General features: G+C 60.2%; 11 protein-coding genes. 6 read left to right on the top strand and 5 right to left on the bottom strand.

Translation table 11 applies throughout. The features are described from left to right. Window positions 1-278 precede the first annotated feature (278 nt). The 3 genes from glnL (at window position 279) to JOE29_RS00880 (ending at window position 4,696) form a co-directional block, all read left to right on the top strand. The gene (gene glnL / locus JOE29_RS00890; RefSeq protein ID WP_002555720.1) at window positions 279-1,364 is read left to right on the top strand and encodes a nitrogen regulation protein NR(II); all 1,086 of its coding nucleotides are present in this window, start codon (window positions 279-281) and stop codon (window positions 1,362-1,364) included. Continuing rightward, on the top strand, window positions 1,361-2,797 hold the full coding sequence (ntrC, locus tag JOE29_RS00885; RefSeq protein WP_003413458.1) for a nitrogen regulation protein NR(I): 1,437 nt from the start codon (window positions 1,361-1,363) through the stop codon (window positions 2,795-2,797). Before glnL ends, ntrC begins: the two co-directional genes overlap by 4 nt. A 105-nt stretch (window positions 2,798-2,902) precedes the next feature. Then, the gene (locus JOE29_RS00880) at window positions 2,903-4,696 is read left to right on the top strand and encodes an amidase (RefSeq protein ID WP_057407613.1); all 1,794 of its coding nucleotides are present in this window, start codon (window positions 2,903-2,905) and stop codon (window positions 4,694-4,696) included. A 144-nt stretch (window positions 4,697-4,840) separates the two neighbouring features. Here the strand turns inward: JOE29_RS00880 and mgrA are convergent, their stop codons facing one another. The 4 genes from mgrA to JOE29_RS00860 form a co-directional block, all read right to left on the bottom strand. Beyond that, window positions 4,841-5,878: an L-glyceraldehyde 3-phosphate reductase gene (gene mgrA / locus JOE29_RS00875; protein ID WP_003426913.1), complete on the bottom strand. Its 1,038-nt coding sequence runs from the start codon at window positions 5,876-5,878 to the stop codon at window positions 4,841-4,843. 81 nt (window positions 5,879-5,959) lie between these two features. Continuing rightward, the gene (locus tag JOE29_RS00870) at window positions 5,960-6,895 is read right to left on the bottom strand and encodes a sulfonate ABC transporter substrate-binding protein (RefSeq protein WP_032623924.1); all 936 of its coding nucleotides are present in this window, start codon (window positions 6,893-6,895) and stop codon (window positions 5,960-5,962) included. Window positions 6,896-7,126: 231 nt separating this feature from the next. Then, window positions 7,127-8,452, bottom strand: coding sequence for an LLM class flavin-dependent oxidoreductase (locus tag JOE29_RS00865; RefSeq protein ID WP_024663814.1), 1,326 nt, complete (start codon window positions 8,450-8,452; stop codon window positions 7,127-7,129). Window positions 8,453-8,486: 34 nt separating this feature from the next. Then, window positions 8,487-10,802, bottom strand: coding sequence for a TonB-dependent receptor (locus JOE29_RS00860; RefSeq protein WP_192875646.1), 2,316 nt, complete (start codon window positions 10,800-10,802; stop codon window positions 8,487-8,489). A gap of 171 nt (window positions 10,803-10,973) precedes the next feature. Here JOE29_RS00860 and JOE29_RS00855 point away from each other — a divergent pair, with 171 nt between their 5' ends. After that, window positions 10,974-12,020, top strand: a complete 1,047-nt coding sequence (locus JOE29_RS00855) for a LacI family DNA-binding transcriptional regulator (RefSeq protein ID WP_024683389.1) — start codon at window positions 10,974-10,976, stop codon at window positions 12,018-12,020. Window positions 12,021-12,187: 167 nt separating this feature from the next. Here JOE29_RS00855 and betT read toward each other — a convergent pair whose 3' ends face one another. Next, a complete protein-coding gene (gene betT / locus JOE29_RS00850) occupies window positions 12,188-14,143 on the bottom strand; it encodes a choline BCCT transporter BetT (protein WP_205902143.1) in 1,956 nt (651 codons plus the stop codon). 649 nt (window positions 14,144-14,792) lie between these two features. Here betT and hutU point away from each other — a divergent pair. Together hutU and JOE29_RS00840 are read left to right on the top strand one after the other, a co-directional pair. Beyond that, window positions 14,793-16,490, top strand: a complete 1,698-nt coding sequence (gene hutU, locus JOE29_RS00845) for a urocanate hydratase (protein WP_210078710.1) — start codon at window positions 14,793-14,795, stop codon at window positions 16,488-16,490. 113 nt (window positions 16,491-16,603) lie between these two features. Further along, entirely contained in the window at window positions 16,604-17,572 is a 969-nt protein-coding gene (locus JOE29_RS00840; RefSeq protein ID WP_003413481.1) for an ABC transporter substrate-binding protein, read from the top strand. Window positions 17,573-17,613 lie beyond the last annotated feature (41 nt).

The raw sequence follows: 17,613 nt of genomic DNA, 5'->3' as shown, positions 1-17,613 counted from the left end.
GCCAAATCGTCAGCACCTTTTTGGTGCGCTCAATGTCTGCCTGCGCAACAATACAGCCCAATCTGGTTCAGGAAGCCTGGCCGGGTAGCGCCGTATGCGGGCACTCTTTACAAAAACGGCCCGATTTTGCAGATAAAGCGCTTCTTTTCGGAGCCTTGGTTTGTTTTTTGCAACTTCACTGACATAGCACCGTATTGGTGGCCTTGCTCCTGCTGGTGCAGACCAACCAGCACCCGCATTGCGCGACTGCAATGTGCCAAAAGAGGTCAACACGATTCATGACTATCAGCGATGCGCTGCACAGACTGTTACTGGATAACCTGACCACTGCCACCATTCTGCTCAACGCTGACCTGCGACTTGAGTACATGAACCCGGCGGCGGAAATGCTGCTGGCCATCAGCGGGCAGCGCAGCCATGGGCAATTCATCAGCGAGCTGTTCACCGAGTCGGCCGAAGCATTGAGTTCGCTGCGTCAGGCAGTCGAACAGGCTCATCCTTTTACCAAGCGCGAAGCGATGCTCACCGCACTGACCGGTCAGACCCTGACTGTCGACTATGCGGTGACGCCTATCCTCAGCAAGGGCGATACCCTGCTGTTGCTTGAAGTACACCCGCGTGACCGGTTGTTGCGCATTACCAAGGAAGAGGCCCAGCTGTCCAAGCAGGAAACCACCAAAATGCTGGTGCGTGGCCTGGCTCACGAAATCAAGAATCCGCTGGGCGGCATTCGCGGGGCCGCACAACTGCTGGCCCGCGAGCTGCCTGAAGAAAGTCTCAAGGACTACACCAACGTCATCATCGAAGAGGCCGACCGCCTGCGTAATCTGGTCGACCGCATGCTCGGCTCCAACAAGCTGCCATCGCTGGCGATGACCAACGTGCACGAAGTGCTCGAGCGCGTGTGCAGCCTGGTCGAGGCCGAAAGCCAGGGCTGCATCACCTTGGTGCGCGACTACGACCCGAGCATTCCCGACGTGTTGATCGACCGCGAGCAAATGATCCAGGCCGTGCTCAATATCGTGCGCAACGCCATGCAGGCCATCAGCGGCCAGAACGAATTGCGCCTTGGCCGGATCACCCTGCGTACCCGCGCCATGCGCCAGTTCACCATCGGCCACGTTCGCCATCGACTGGTGAGCAAGATCGAAATCATCGACAACGGCCCCGGTATTCCGGCCGAGCTTCAGGAAACCATTTTCTACCCCATGGTCAGTGGCCGCCCGGACGGTACGGGATTAGGTCTTGCCATTACCCAGAACATCATCAGCCAGCACCAGGGTCTGATCGAGTGTGACAGCCATCCCGGCCACACCACGTTCTCGATCTTCCTGCCGCTGGAACAAGGAGCAGCTTCGACATGAGCCGTAGTGAAACTGTCTGGATCGTAGACGACGATCGTTCTATCCGCTGGGTACTGGAAAAAGCCTTGCAACAGGAAGGCATGACCACGCAAAGCTTCGACAGCGCCGACGGGGTGATGAGCCGTCTGGCCCGTCAGCAACCGGACGTGATCATTTCCGACATCCGCATGCCGGGTGCCAGCGGTCTGGACCTGCTGGCGCGGATTCGCGAGCAGCATCCGCGTCTGCCGGTGATCATCATGACCGCCCACTCGGACCTGGACAGCGCCGTGGCGTCCTATCAGGGCGGCGCGTTCGAGTACCTGCCAAAGCCGTTCGACGTCGATGAAGCCGTGTCGCTGGTCAAGCGCGCCAATCAGCACGCTCAGGAACAACAGGGCCTGGACGTTGCACCGACGCTGACCCGCACCCCTGAAATCATTGGCGAAGCGCCAGCGATGCAGGAAGTGTTTCGCGCCATCGGCCGTCTGAGTCACTCCAACATCACGGTGTTGATCAACGGTGAGTCGGGTACCGGCAAGGAACTGGTCGCTCACGCACTGCATCGCCACAGCCCGCGTTCGGCCTCGCCGTTCATTGCGCTGAACATGGCGGCGATTCCCAAGGACCTGATGGAGTCCGAGCTGTTCGGGCATGAAAAAGGCGCCTTCACCGGCGCGGCCAACCTGCGTCGTGGGCGCTTCGAACAGGCCGACGGCGGCACGCTGTTTCTCGATGAAATCGGTGACATGCCCGCCGACACCCAGACCCGTCTGTTGCGTGTCCTGGCGGATGGCGAATTCTACCGGGTCGGCGGTCACACGCCGGTCAAGGTCGATGTGCGCATCATTGCTGCCACCCACCAGAATCTGGAAACCCTGGTGCAGGCCGGCAAGTTCCGCGAGGACTTGTTTCACCGCCTGAACGTGATCCGCATCCACATTCCGCGCATGTCAGACCGTCGCGAAGACATCCCGACCCTGGCCAAGCACTTCCTCAGCCGCGCGGCTCAGGAACTGGCGGTCGAGCCCAAGTTGCTCAAGGCCGAGACCGAGGAGTACCTCAAGCATCTGCCGTGGCCTGGCAACGTGCGTCAGCTGGAAAACACCTGCCGCTGGATCACGGTCATGGCGTCGGGTCGTGAAGTGCACATCAGCGACCTGCCGCCGGAGCTGCTGAGCCTGCCACAGGACGCCGCGCCGGTCACCAACTGGGAACAGGCGCTGCGCCAGTGGGCCGATCAGGCCTTGTCTCGCGGTCAGTCCAGCCTGCTGGACAGCGCCGTGCCGACCTTCGAGCGGATCATGATCGAAACCGCCCTCAAGCACACCGCTGGCCGCCGCCGCGATGCCGCCGTGCTGCTGGGCTGGGGCCGCAACACCCTGACCCGCAAGATCAAGGAACTGGGCATGAAGATCGATGGCGGGGATGACGACGAGGCTGACGAAGGCTGAGCCGTCCTCAAGACGTTCACTGCCATTTCTGACAGTTACCCGCAACGCCCGTTAATGATTAGCTTCTTTTGACTCCACTCAAGGAGTCATAAGGAGCTGATCAATATGGAAAGTGCATTACTCGGCGAACCTGACGCCCGGCAGCACGCCAACAATTTACGTTTGCTTGCGGCACTGCCGCGTGGTGCAGGCATTGAACGACGCGAGCGGATTGTTGACTACGAAATCGTCGAACTCGCCGCACTGCTGCGCGAAGGCAACCCGCAAAGACTGACCGCCGAGCAGGTGCTAGTCGAATACTGGAGCCGCATCACCCGGTTCAACGGCCCGCAAGAAACCTACGGCGATAACGGTAAATACAACGCTTTTGTGCGGCTGGAAGATTTCTCGACACTGTTGGAGCAGGCAAGACTCGCCGATCAATGGCTGACGACTCCAGACGATCAACGCGGCCCGGCGCCTCCGTTGTGCGGAATTCCCTTCGGTATAAAAGACTCTTTCGCCATTCAGGGCCTTGAAAGCAAAAACGGCACTCAGGCCTTTTCCGGCAACCTGGCATTACGTGATGCGACATGCGTAGCCCGGCTGAGGGCTCAGGGCGCTCTTATTATCGGTCATACCATCTGCTCCGAACTCTCGACCCACACGGTCGGCCAGTTTGCCGGGAACGCGTGGGACCCGATACGTACGCCGGGCGGGTCCAGTCAGGGCTCGGGGGTCGCCCCGATTGCACGGCTGTGCGCCGCAGCGCTGGGCGAAGAGACGGCCGGCTCGATTATCATTCCTGCGGCTGCGAATGGCGCCAGCGCAATAAAACCATCGCTGGGACTGGTGTCTGGCGCCGGCGTGATGCCCCTGCGAAGCGGCTGGGACGTGGTCGGCCCCATGGCCCGTTCGATCCGCGATGCGTCGCTGATACTGTCCATAATTGCCGGCCCTGATGGAGAAAACGACCCGCAAAGTCTGTCGGCCCCATCGGTAGGCGAGCAGCTTTCCATTACCCCGACCCCCGGTTCTCTTCCTCTGCAAGGGCTGACCATAGGCATTCCGCAGACGGACTGGATGTCGTCGTCCGGTCAACCCCCTGCGCAGTGTTACGACGAGGACTACAGCGCAGCGTTTATCAGGTTCAAGGATCAGCTTGAGACGCTGGGTGCAAGGGTCATCGACTTTCCTTGGCTGGATGCTGAAATTCTTGAAAACATTCCTTACTCCTCGCCAGAACCCATTCATGACGTGCTGGACAGTGACGGCAGCATTCTGATGAGAGTCAACGCCCAAGCCGTGACCAGTTACGCCAACCAATTGGAAACCCGGCACTGGTCGGCCGTACGTGACTTTGCAGACGTGTTGGAGAATCAAGACGACAGAGACTATTTGCTACGAAGATACCCGGAGTTATTCGATCAGGTTGCCTCACTCATTCCAGTGGGGATCAGACTCGAAGCAGAGAACAGACGCCGTCTACAGCAGGGGCATTTTGAAAAGGCCCTGAATGACTATCAGATTGACTTCATGATGGTGCTGCCGCTCGGTGCTCACGTCGGCGAGCGGGCAGGCGCACTGGTGAGGACACTACCGGTACAGCGCATGTACTTCGATATGCCCAACGCGCTGGCCTGGCCCATGCTGACACTGCCCATCGGCCATGGCGCGACCGGCGTCCCAAAGCAATTACCCGTTACGGCGGCGTTCTGGGGCAGGCGCTTCAGTGAACCACTGCTCGTGCAAGCCGCCATCGACTTTCAGACGCACTATTCCGAGTATCACACCAAAGCGCCGCCAGACCCGGATTTCACCTCGCCTGTAGCGTTTCATCTCTGGACACTGGACGAGATTCCTTGGCAATACTCAGCCGATCCGCTGGTCATTGCCGAGGGCAGAAGGAAAAAATCATGAGGACCTCTTTCTTTGTTATCCAGTGGAAGCCACTAAATAACCCGGCGTTGCTGCCCGCGCAGGCGAGTGAGCCGCCAGACGCATTTTTCAACGTCCGATGGCGGCCCACGCAAGGTCTGAGTTATTACCCGGAAACGGCTGTGCTTACTCAGCCAGAGAAGGTTTTTCCCACAGGTTGATCCCGCCTTCCACCGCAAAGCTGTCGATCTCGGTCAGTTCTTCGGGGCTGAACGCGAGGTTCTTCAGCGCGCCGACGTTTTCAATGATCTGCTCGGGACGGCTCGCACCGATCAACGCTGAGGTCACGCGCGGATCGCGCAACGTCCAGGCCAGGGCCATTTGTGCCAGGCTCTGACCGCGACGCTGGGCGATTTCGTTGAGCGCGCGCACGTGGGCGATGTTCTGCTCGGACAGGTGCGAAGCCTGCAGCGATCCGCCCCCCGGACGATTGACCCGCGCATCCTTGGGCACACCGTTCAGGTACTTGTCCGACAGCAGCCCTTGGGCCAACGCAGTAAACGCGATCACGCCAGCGCCCAGCTCTTCGGTAGCGTCGAGCAAGTCTTTCTCGACCCAGCGATTGAGAAGGTTGTAGGCCGGCTGGTGAATCAGCAACGGCACTTTCCACTCTTTGAGCAACGCGGCTATTTCGCGGGTCTTGGCCCCGGAGTACGACGAGATCCCGATATACAGCGCCTTGCCCTGCTGAACCGCGGTGGCCAACGCGCTGGCGGTTTCTTCCAGCGGAGTGTCCGGGTCGAAACGGTGGGAATAGAAGATGTCGACGTAATCGAGGCCCATGCGTTGCAGGCTCTGATCAAGGCTGGCGAGCACGTATTTACGTGAACCACCGCCCTGCCCGTATGGCCCTGGCCACATGTCCCAGCCGGCCTTGCTGGAGATGATCAATTCATCACGGTAGTGCTTGAAGTCTTCGCGCAGCAGACGGCCGAAGTTGATCTCGGCGCTGCCGTACGGCGGGCCATAGTTGTTGGCCAGGTCGAAATGATTGATGCCCAGATCGAACGCCGTGCGCAGCATGGCGCGCTGGGTGTCGATCGGCGTGCTGTCACCGAAGTTGTGCCACAAGCCCAAAGACAGTGCCGGAAGCACCAGCCCGCTGCGGCCGGTACGGCGATAAGGCATGTCTTCGTAACGATTTTCGGCAGCAATGTAGGTCATTGAATCCTCTCTTGTCTGGGGGATATTCGAGGCGTCTTGATTGCGTTTGCGAACAGGTGAGGCCTGTTCGCAACGCCGGAATCATGGCTTTTGCCAGACAACCTGCTGAATGTCGACCCGCTTGGGTATCAAGTGGTTGTCGTAAAACAGATCAGCGGTCGCCTGCTGCGCGCGTACGATCTCCGGCGTGATCGGCAGGCTAGGTGATACAGGCCGATGGTCAAGATACTGAGTCATGACCGCTTCGGACAAGCCCATGCTGCGCGCCAGTATCTGAATACTCTCGGCACGCTGCGAGCGCGACAGCCCATCGGCAATTGTCAGTTCGTCGAGCACCTGCTGCACGAGCGCTGCATTTTCCTCGGCAAACGCCCGCCGTGCGGTATAGAACGGCCCGGACAATCCAAGCCCCTCGCCGTTGGCCAGCAGACGAGTGTGGCCTTCGCTCATGGCGATGGAGTAGTAAGGGTCCCAGATCGCCCAGGCATCGACACTGCCGTTTTCAAAGGCAGCGCGGGCATCGGCAGGGGTCAGGTAGATTGGCTGAATATCCTTGAACGTCAGGCCTGCTTTGTTGAGCAAACGCAGCACCACGTTATGCGAGCTGGAGCCTTTCTGCAGAGCGACCTTGCGGCCTTTCAATTCTGCGACGCTGTGCACCGGGCTTTCGTTGCGCACCAACAGGGTTTCCACCTGCGGCTTGGGTGGCTCGGCACCGATGTAGACCAGGTCGGCACCTGCGACCTGAGCGAAAATCGGCGGAATGTCGCCGGTGGAGGCGATGTCCAGGCTGCCAATGTTCAGCGCCTCCAGCATCTGCGGCCCGGCCGGAAACTCGACCCATTTGATTTTCTTCTGGGGAAAACGCTTTTCCAGCAGGCCATGTTCCTTAGCCAGCACCAGCGTGATCGAACCCTTCTGATAGCCGATGCGAAGGGTGTCGGGCTCGTCGGCAGCAGCTGTACCGAACAGGCCGCTAAAGGCCAGAATGGCGGCGATAAACGTAAATGATTTCATGGGTAATCCCTTAATTCTGTATAAAAATCTGCCTTTGATTCTGGCCGAAGGCCGTGGGAGCGACCGGGGCGGCGATCCGCATTGTTCGCGAAAGGGCCGGTACAAGCACTGAAAATTCATCGTCTGAAATACCGTCTTCGCGAACAATGCGGACCACCTCCCCGGTCGCTCCCACGCCCTGCGGGCAGAAGCCCGCTTTCTGCGCTCATCAGGACTTGCATACGGCAACGATCAAAATCTATAAGCAGGCCGTTGCAAGCCCAGGTTTTCGCGCAAGGTCGTGCCTTCATACTCGGTGCGAAACAGCCCGCGCCGCTGCAGCTCCGGCACCAGCAGTCTCGCGACATCTTCGAGACCGCCCGGCAGGTGCGGCACCAGCACATTGAAGCCATCCGCCGCGCCTTGCTCGAACCAGCGTTGCAACTCATCGGCTATCTGCTCCGGCGTGCCGATCAGGCTGTAGTGCCCTCGCCCACCGGCAATCCGTCGCCCCAGTTGCGCCAGGGTCAGGTTTTCCTGATCGGCCAGTTCGGTGAGCAGTTTCTGCCGGCTGCGCTGGCCGCTGTCGGTCAATGGCAATTCCGGCAGCGGGCCGTCCAACGGGTAGCCCGACAGGTCGAAATTGCCCAGCATGCGGCCCAGCAGAGCGACCCCGACCCGAGGCTCGACCAGCTCCTGAAACGACTCGAATTTAGCTTTCGCCAAGGCTTCGGTTTCGGCCACGACGATGAACACGCCGGGCATGATTTTCAGAGAATCGACGGCCCGCCCGTAAGCACTCAGACGGCCCTTGAGGTCAGCGTAGAAAGCTTGCGCACTGGCCAGCGAGGTCTGCGCGGTGAATACCACTTCCGCCGTCTGCGCCGCCAGATCACGTCCGACTTCCGAGGAACCGGCCTGCACCACCACCGGCTGACCCTGCGGCGAACGCGCGACGTTCAGCGGACCCTTGACGCTGAAGTGCTCGCCCTGATGATTAAGCACATGCAGTCTGCCCGGATCGTAGTACTCGCCACTGGCCTTATCGCGGGTGAAAGCGTCGTCTGCCCAACTGTCCCACAGGCCGGTCACCACCTGATGAAACTCTCGTGCGCGGCTATAGCGCTCGGCGTGCCCCACATGCTCGGCGCGACCGAAGTTCTGCGCTTCGGCGGCGGCATCCGACGTCACCAGATTCCAGCCCGCTCGCCCACCGGAGAGATGATCCAGCGAGGCGAACTTGCGGGCTACGTGGTACGGCTCGTTGTAGGTGGTGGTCGCTGTCGCGATCAGACCGATGTGTTCGGTTACCGCGCTGAGTGCTGAGAGCAGGGTCAGTGGTTCGAAATGATCGGAGCGCGCCATGCGGCTGGCGATATCACCCGTCGCGGCAGCCACGCTGTCGGCGACGAACAGTGCATCGAATTTTGCCGCCTCCGCGACCCTGGCCACGTGCCGGTAATGCTTGAAATCCAGCCCTGCATCCGCAGGCACATCCGGGTGCCGCCAGGCAGCGACATGGTGCCCGGTGGCCATCAGGAAAGCGCCCAGTTTCATCTGTCGAGCAGTCGTGCTCATACCTCACTCCTTACGTGTTGCCTGGGGTCTCGGCTCAAAAATCCTTGCGTAACTGCACGCCGAAATAACGCTCGTCATCACGCGGTACGGATCGGTAAACGTAATTCCCGCCGGTGGCGAGCATTGGCGAATAGGACTTGTCGGCCAGGTTCTTGCCCAGCAGTGCAACGCGCCAGCCGCTGTTGTAATCCGCCAGTGCCACGCTGGCGTTCCAGATGCCGTAAGCGCCCTGTTTGGTGTCCGGGTTCTGGCTGATGTCGTACTGCACTTCGCTCTGCCAGCTGTAATCGGTGCCCAGTTCAATATCCAGGCCATTGTCCAGCGGGATGGTGTAGTCGGCGCGAACGTAGCTTTTCCAGTCTGGGCTGTATGGCAGGGTCTTGCCGTCGACGTTGCAGGACGCCGCCGCACCGGCTGGGCAGGCGAAGCTGTCGATGCGTGCTCTGGTGTAGGACAACGCACCGGAGAATTTCAGGTTTCGGGTGGCTTGCAGGGCGTAATCCAGCTCGACGCCTTCGGTGCTGACACTGCCTGCGTTGATCAGGCGCGTCACGACCTGCCCGGCAACACTGTCGAAGAAATTCGCCTGATAGTTGTCGTACTCGCTGTGGAACACCGCCAGGTTGGTGGTCAGGCGATTGTTCCAGGTGGTGGCCTTGAGGCCGACCTCCCAGGTGTTCGAGGTTTCCGGCTTGAGGGCCTCGGTGTCACGCGGCTGCATGTTGAAGAACACGTTGTAGGCCGGGCCTTTGTAGCCGCGCGAGTAGGTGATGTAGGTCATCACACTGTCGCTCAGGTCGTACTGCAAACCGAGACGCCCGGACTTGCCGTCTTCATCCACCGAGCCGGAACTGCTGGTCGCTGGCTGAATGCCGCTGACGGTCGTAGCCGATGTCGACACGCGGCGATGATCGTATTCCAGATCGTCATGAGTCCAGCGTGCCCCGACAATCGCTCGCAAGTCCGGTGTGAAGTTGAACGTGGTTTCGCCGAACACCGAATAGCTGTCGGTGGTGGTGCTGTAGTCGGCGATGCCGCGATCCTGAGTCGTCGGTGTGATCAGCGTGCGCTGATAGGTCTCGTCGCTCTTGCCGTGCATGTAAAACAGACCGCCGACGTATTCGACAAACTGGCCTTTCGGCGACGCCAGACGCAGCTCCTGGGAATACTGGTTGAACGCCAGATCGCCCTTGTCTTCGGTGCCGGGGAACGCCGCAGTGACAGTGCCAAGCCGGTCGCCGTCCTGATACTGCGTGTTGTCCCAGCCGCGCCAGGCGGTGATGGAGGTCAGGGTGTAGTCGCCCAGTTGCCAGTCGAGCTGACCGGACAGGCCTTTGTTGACGTCCTCGACATGGCTGCGGTAATCGCTGACGACATTGCGGTTATCGCTGTCGGCACGTACCGGCGCGAGGGCACTGGCGAAGGACGGGGTCAGCGCTTTGCTCACCACACCGTTGGGCGCATCGTCATGGGACTGCATGTAGTCCGCTGCGAGGGTGAAGGTGATGTCGTCATTGGGCGTGAATTCCAGCTTGCCGCGTGCGCCCTTGCGGTTGTAGCCGTTGACTTCCTGACCATTGAGCTTGTTATCGACATTGCCGTCATAGCTGCCGAACAACGTCGTGACCGAGCCTTTGAGGGTCTGCGGAATCAGGCTGCCGCCAATGCCGAAACGGGTGCGGCTTTCATTGCCGCTGTAATAGGACTGATCGATGTAACCGTGAGTCTCTTCGGTCGGTGCCTTGGTGGTGACGTTGAGCACGCCCGCCGAAGCGTTCTTGCCGAACAGCGTGCCTTGCGGGCCGCGCAGCACTTCGATGCGTTCCAGGTCGAGCAAGTCCAGCGTGGCCTGACCCGGACGCGCATACACCACACCATCGATCACCGTGGCCACCGTCGGTTCGACGCCTGGCGAGGTGGAAATGGTGCCGACACCGCGAACGAACAGCGAAGTGTCCTTGTTGGAAGCCCCGGTGCGGAAATTCAACGACGGCACCTGCTGCACGATGCTGGCCACGCCATTACGGTTATCGCGTTCCAGTTGTTCGCCCTCGATCACGGACACGGCGACCGGTACTTTTTGCAGCGATTCTTCGCGGCGTGTGGCGGTCACGGTCACCGATTCCAGCGCTACCGTTTCCGTGTTCTGCCCTGCCGCTGTCTCTGCCATGGCCGGAACACACGGCAATGCCGTCAGCCCCATCAGCAACCACCCACAACGACGCCCCCGCGCCGTATGAGCCTGATCGATCGCCTGCGCCAGAAGCGTGTGTCTGACGCCATCCCCACCTGTTGTGTGCATCTGCGTGCCTACCTGAAATATGCCCTGATCCGACAGTGCGATGCGCACTGGCGCCTATGCGTGCTGACTAAACCGGGTCCGGGCATTCGCGGTGGCGAGTAGCAGACAAACCATCTTTGTTAGCGCTAACATCGGCAGTATCAGGAAACGACTGATAGATCGTCCAATACTGAAAAATTAGTTTTATATTCTTTTTACTTTTATGCGAAGTGATCGACCATGGCCGACGAGAAGCCTCTGATACGCAAACGCCGAGGCGCAGGCCGGGTGACGATCACCGCCGTGGCGCGTCAGGCAGGGGTGTCGGCCATTACCGTGTCGCGCTATTTCAATCAGCCGGAACAGGTCTCGCCCGAACTGCGCGAGCGGATTGCGAGCACAGTCAGTGCACTGGGTTACGTGCCCAATCTGGTTGCTGGCGGCCTGGCATCGGCACGCAGCCGGGTGGTGGCGATGGTAATTCCCAACATCTCCGGGCCGATCTTTGCCAATACCATTCAGGGCTTCAGCGACACACTGAGCCGGCACGGTTTCCAGTTGCTGCTGGCGTCCAGCTACTTTTCCGCAGAGCAGGAGGAAAGCGCAGTGCGGGCGTTCCTGGGCTGGTCACCGGCGGCACTGGTGCTGACCAGCCGCTTTCACAGCCCTGCTACCGAGAACATGATCGAGCAGACCGATGTTCCGGTGATCGAAACCTGGGACCATCAACCCGACCGCAGCCCGATCCAGATCGGCTTTTCGCACTACGACGTCGGCGTGATGGCAGCACGTTATCTGCATGACAAAGGCTACCGGCGCATCGCATTCGTACAGAACAGCATCGCGGGCGACTTCAGCGCACTGGAGCGTCGCGACGGCTATGCCGCAACCGTGGAAGGGCTAGGTATCACGCCGTGGGTTTTCGTCCCGGACGCGGATCGAGCGCCCTTCGAGGCTGGCAAACAGGCGATGGACACCCTGATGAACCAAGCGCCCCGCCCTGACGCGATCTTCTTCGCCAACGACAACCTGGCAGCCGGCGCCCTGCTCGCCAGCCAGCGCGCAGGCCTGAGCATTCCACAGGATTGTGCCGTGATGGGCTTTGGCGATTACGCCTTCGCAGAAATGATGCTGCCCAGCCTGACCACCATCAAACCGCCCGCCCTGCAGATCGGCGTAATGGCTGCCACGCGGGTGCTTGAAAGCCTCGGTGTATTACCGGTAGAGGGAGAAATACAACGGCTGAATCTGCTGGAGTGCAGCCTGGTGGAACGGGAGAGTACCTGAGCCCGGCGCAATCTCGAGCCTACGCTGGAGTGAGGAACGATGACCCTGTAAACATCGTGCGACGCTCCGCGTCGCATGCCGTTCTGGACGCTCCGCGTCCTCTCCTGATTAAGTGGCGCGGCGCAGAACGTGAGGGACGATAGTTGTAACCGCCCCCCACGCCCCGATCACCGCACCAGATGCAGGAACTGCATATGCCGTTCGTACTGATCGAGCACGTCGTTGATGACTTGTTCCTTGGTGTAACCCACCAGGTCGTAGTCCTGACTGCCCTCGCTCAAGTGCACCTCGGCGCGGTAGTAGCGGCGGTTGTTCAATTGCTTGGAGCCCATGCCGCCACGGGCGAACGACGGAGTGAAGAAGCCTTTCATCTGCACCTGGTAAATGAACGGACGTTCTTCACCATGACCGATTTCCAGGGTCACCGAGTCGTTGGACGGGTCAGGTACGTTGACCACATTCAAGCCCTTCTCGACGAAGACCGCCGTCACTTCTTCAATCGCCGGACGCACAGTCTGATCGAGGAAGCGATACACCTCGTCTCGCGACGGGTAATGCACCGCCTGGCTCAGACGCTGACGCCAGCCGCCGCGTCGGGAACCGGACACTGGCGCCAGCGAGTACAACTGGGCGATCTTGCGCTGCGACTCCATGACGAACGCCTTGTGCAGCCCCCACATCATCAGCAACAGAATCAACGAGAATGGCAACGACGTCAGCACCACGGCCGATTTCAGCGCATCGATGCTGCCCGAGAACAGCAAGCCACTGGTGATCAACGCCGTGGCCACACCCCAGAACACCCGCAGCCATTTCGGACCGTCTTCGTCAGGGTTGCCGCCTTTGGCTGACAGTGTCGACAGCACCACCGTGCCCGAATCGGCCGAGGTGACGAAGAACACGAAGCTGATGAACACCGTGACCGCAATGACTGTCTTGCTCCACGGATAGGTTTCCAGCAGCAGGTACAGGGTCATCGACGGATCGTCGATAGCCGATTGACCCAGCGCCGTCATGCCGTGGTTGAGCACTTGATCGATGGCGCTGTTGCCGAAGATCGACATCCAGGCCAGGGTGAAACCCAGCGGGATCAGCAACACACCGAAGACGAACTCGCGGATGGTCCGGCCACGGGAGATGCGCGCAATGAACAGGCCTACGAACGGCGCCCAAGCAATCCACCAGGCCCAATAGAACACCGTCCAGCCGCCCAGCCAGTCACTCGGCTCGTTATAGGCGTACACGTCGAAACTCTTGCTCGGCAGTGCGCCCAGGTAGTCACCGATGTTCTGCACAAGTGTATTGAGCAAATGCTGAGTCGGGCCGGCAAACAGCACGAACAGCAACAGCGCACAGGCCAGCAGCATGTTGATGTCGGACATGACGCGTACGCCCTTGTCGACCCCGGCGATCGCTACCAGAATCGCCGCGCCCATCATCAGGGTGATCAGGCCGACCTGAATCCAGTGGGTGTGCGCCACGCCGAACAGGTAGTCCAGACCGGAATTGAGGTGCAGCACCCCGAAGCCCATGTCTGCGCCGAGCCCGAAGATGGTCGCAATAATGCCGAAGCCATCGACCGCATAGCCAATAGGGCCATTGATGCGTTTGCCGATCAGCGGATACAGCGCCGAGCGCAGGGCCAGCGGCAGGTTATGGCGATAAGCGAAATAGGCCAGCGCCATACCGACGAACGCGAACACGCCCCAGCCATGCAGACCCCAGTGCAGAAACAGCAACTGCATGCCCTGGCGTGCTGCTTCGGCGGTACCGCCCTCGCCCTGCGGTGGCTGCAGCAGGTGCGTCAGGGGTTCTGAAACGCAGAAAAAGAACAGCGTGATGCTGATGCCGGCGGCAAACAGCATGCCGGCCCATGACAGGTAACTGAACTCGGGTTCGTCGTGGTCGGCACCGAGCTTGATCTTGCCGAAGCCCGACAAGGCGGTGACCACCACGAAGACCAGGTACAGGGTCATGACCATCATGTAGTACCAGCCTACCGTGTTGGCCGCCCAGTTTTGCGCCGCCAGCAGCCATTCGCCGCTGGCTTGCGGGAACGCGATCACGACGATGCCGAAAATCAGAATAAAACTCGCAGCGAAATAGAACACTGGAGCATTCATGCGAACCATGCCGCTTGAAGAGGAACTCGAAGAACTCATCGGTTGAGTGCCTCCGGACTGATAAAACCAACTGCAAAAAGCGGATACGGCAAGGGTAAGCCTCCTGTTGTGAGCGGGCAGCGAACCACCGGTTTAACTTGAACGAGCGTTCAATTTAAACATGAAAACACCCGCGAGACCTAATCGCGGGCCGGTGAATGCTGGCTCAGGCCTGGGTATGACGCGTGCTCGAGCGGGTTCGTTCCCACGCTAAAGAGGCCATTTTCAGCACCCCAAACGCGCTGTTTGCAAACATCCGCAGCACTTTGATTCCGGTCTTAACGCGATGCACACCCTCCTCGCACCAATCTGTTACCTGCCGCCCCAAAACTGCGCAAAAAGTCATTCAGGTAACAGAACAGCGCTCCTCTCGGGCCAATGCTTGCGCGCTGACCAAAACCGCAAGGCCCCGGAAATAAAGCCTTGCAGACCAATTCGACGGCTTAAAAACAACGGCAGCGAAAAGTTGGTCTTTTGATTGCATATGCTTGTATGTACAAGTAGAGACAGGCTAAACACTCTGCCTTCTACCCAACTGAATCGGCCTGCTTCGCCAGGCGCTGTTCGCCCTTCATCGGGGTGGTTCGAATTGATCGCCGAGGATTTTTTTGTGACCGAGAATAATCAAGACCTGAAGCAGGACTGGACCCGCCATCGCGAAGGCGTCGTACGGGCTGCACGCGGTACTCAATTGACCGCCAAGAGCTGGCTGACCGAAGCGCCGCTGCGCATGTTGATGAACAACCTCGACCCGGAAGTTGCCGAAAACCCCAATGAGCTGGTGGTTTACGGTGGCATCGGTCGCGCTGCGCGCAATTGGGAGTGCTACGACAATATCGTCGAAAGCCTCACTCAGCTCAACGATGATGAAACCTTGCTGGTGCAGTCCGGCAAGCCGGTCGGCGTATTCAAGACCCACAGCAATGCCCCGCGCGTGCTGATCGCCAACTCCAACCTGGTGCCGCACTGGGCCAGTTGGGAGCACTTCAACGAACTGGATGCCAAGGGCCTGGCCATGTATGGCCAGATGACCGCCGGCAGCTGGATCTACATCGGTAGCCAGGGCATCGTGCAAGGCACTTACGAAACCTTCGTCGAAGCCGGTCGCCAGCACTATGACGGCAACCTCAAGGGTCGCTGGGTGCTGACCGCAGGCCTGGGCGGCATGGGTGGCGCGCAGCCGCTGGCCGCGACATTGGCCGGGGCCTGCTCGCTGAACATCGAATGTCAGCAGAGCCGCATCGATTTCCGCATCAAGACCCGCTACGTCGACGAACAGGCCGCTGATCTCGATGACGCACTGGCGCGTATCGCCAAATACACGGCCGAAGGCAAAGCCATCTCCATCGCCCTGTGTGGCAACGCGGCGGATATCCTGCCGGAAATGGTCCGTCGCGGTGTGCGCCCGGACATGGTCACCGACCAGACCAGCGCCCACGACCCGCTCAATGGCTACCTGCCCAAAGGCTGGACCTGGGACGAGTACCGTGCCCGTTCGGTGAGCGAGCCGGCCAGTGTGGTCAAGGCAGCCAAGCAGTCGATGGCCGAGCACGTCGAAGCCATGCTCGCCTTCCAGCAAGCCGGCATTCCGACCTTTGACTATGGCAACAATATTCGCCAGATGGCCAAGGAAGTCGGCGTCACCAACGCCTTCGATTTCCCGGGCTTCGTCCCCGCCTACATCCGTCCGCTGTTCTGCCGTGGCATCGGGCCGTTCCGCTGGGCCGCGCTGTCAGGTGACCCACAGGACATCTACAAGACCGACGCCAAGGTCAAAGAACTGATTCCGGATGACGAGCACCTGCACAACTGGCTGGACATGGCCCGCGAGCGCATCAGCTTCCAGGGCCTGCCGGCGCGTATCTGCTGGGTCGGCCTGGGTCAACGCGCCAAACTGGGCCTGGCCTTCAACGAAATGGTCCGCAGTGGCGAGTTGTCGGCACCGGTAGTGATCGGTCGTGATCACCTGGACTCCGGCTCGGTCGCCAGCCCCAACCGCGAAACCGAATCCATGCGCGATGGCTCCGACGCCGTCTCCGACTGGCCGCTGCTCAATGCCCTGCTCAATACCGCCAGCGGTGCGACCTGGGTCTCGCTGCACCACGGCGGCGGCGTGGGCATGGGCTTTTCGCAGCATTCCGGCATGGTGATCGTCTGCGACGGCACCGATGAGGCCGCCGAGCGTATCGCCCGCGTATTGCACAACGACCCGGCTACCGGGGTGATGCGTCATGCCGATGCCGGCTACGAAATCGCTATCGACTGTGCCAAAGAGCAGGGCTTGAACCTGCCAATGATCGGACGTTGAAAACGTTGTCGGTCATCAGGCCGACATACGTCGGGGACGGGCATGAGCATGCCCACGGGCCGGATGCCTAATTCAAGCTGCCGTCATCCATTTCAGGCTTAGGAGCATCGACAATGAATATGAAAAAGGCCCTGTTGACCACACTGGTATCCGCTGGCCTGCTCGCCAGCGCGGGCGCAAGTCAGGCGGCCGGCTGGTGCGAATCAGGCAAGCCGGTGAAATTCGCCGGTCTTAACTGGGAAAGCGCGATGCTGCTGACCGACATTCTGCAGGTGGTTCTGGACAAGGGTTACGGCTGCACCGTTGACGCCCTGCCCGGCAATTCCATCGCCATGGAAAACGCCTTGGGCACCAACGACATCCAGATCTTTGCCGAAGAATGGGTCGGCCGCAGCGAGGTCTGGAACAAGGCCGCCGCCGCCGGCAAGGTGGTCGGTGTCGGCGCGCCGATCGTCGGCGCAGTGGAAGGCTGGTACGTGCCCCGCTATGTGATCGAAGGCGATGCCAAACGCAAGCTGGAGGCAAAGGCACCCAACCTGAAATCCATCAGCGACCTGGCCCAGTATTCAGCCGTGTTCAAGGACCAGGAAGAGCCTGGCAAGGGGCGCTTCTACAACTGCCCGGCCGGCTGGACCTGTGAGCTGGAAAACAGCGAAATGCTCAAGAGCTACGGCCTGGAAAGCAAATACACCAACTTCCGCCCAGGCACCGGCCCGGCGCTGGATGCGGCGATTCTGTCCAGCTACAAACGTGGCGAGCCGATCCTGACCTACTATTGGTCACCCACGCCACTCATGGGTCAGGTAGACCTGGTGCGTCTGGAAGAGAAAGCCGGGGTCAACAAGACGATCGATATCAAGGTCGGCGTGTCCAAAGTGTTCCACGATGAGGCCCCTGAATTGGTCGCCATCCTGGAAAAGGTCAACCTGCCGATCGACCTGCTCAACCAGAACCTGGGGCGCATGGCCAAGGAACGCATCGAATCGCCGAAGCTGGCGAAGATTTTCCTGAAAGAGCACCCCGAAGTCTGGCACAAATGGGTCAGCGAAGACGCCGCGAAGAAGGTGGACGCTTCGTTGTAAACGACCGGGCTGTCGGACCGAACGGTTCGACAGCCCTGTCG

Source organism: Pseudomonas sp. PvP009 (assembly GCF_017832995.1).
Taxonomy (GTDB): Bacteria; Pseudomonadota; Gammaproteobacteria; order Pseudomonadales; family Pseudomonadaceae; genus Aquipseudomonas; species Aquipseudomonas syringae.
The sequence above is the reverse complement of the archived record's forward strand: the minus strand, read 5'-3'. Positions and strand labels throughout refer to the sequence as shown.

Bases quoted from the DNA above. Each gene is read 5' to 3' on its own strand.
- JOE29_RS00840 (WP_003413481.1), top strand. From the start codon at position 16,604: ATGAATATGAAAAAGGCCCTGTTGACCACACTGGTATCCGCTGGCCTG.
- JOE29_RS00880 (WP_057407613.1), top strand. From the start codon at position 2,903: ATGGAAAGTGCATTACTCGGCGAACCTGACGCCCGGCAGCACGCCAAC.
- JOE29_RS00855 (WP_024683389.1), top strand. From the start codon at position 10,974: ATGGCCGACGAGAAGCCTCTGATACGCAAACGCCGAGGCGCAGGCCGG.
- ntrC (WP_003413458.1), top strand. From the start codon at position 1,361: ATGAGCCGTAGTGAAACTGTCTGGATCGTAGACGACGATCGTTCTATC.
- betT (WP_205902143.1), bottom strand. From the start codon at position 14,143: ATGAATGCTCCAGTGTTCTATTTCGCTGCGAGTTTTATTCTGATTTTC.
- mgrA (WP_003426913.1), bottom strand. From the start codon at position 5,878: ATGACCTACATTGCTGCCGAAAATCGTTACGAAGACATGCCTTATCGC.
- JOE29_RS00865 (WP_024663814.1), bottom strand. From the start codon at position 8,452: ATGAGCACGACTGCTCGACAGATGAAACTGGGCGCTTTCCTGATGGCC.
- glnL (WP_002555720.1), top strand. From the start codon at position 279: ATGACTATCAGCGATGCGCTGCACAGACTGTTACTGGATAACCTGACC.
- JOE29_RS00870 (WP_032623924.1), bottom strand. From the start codon at position 6,895: ATGAAATCATTTACGTTTATCGCCGCCATTCTGGCCTTTAGCGGCCTG.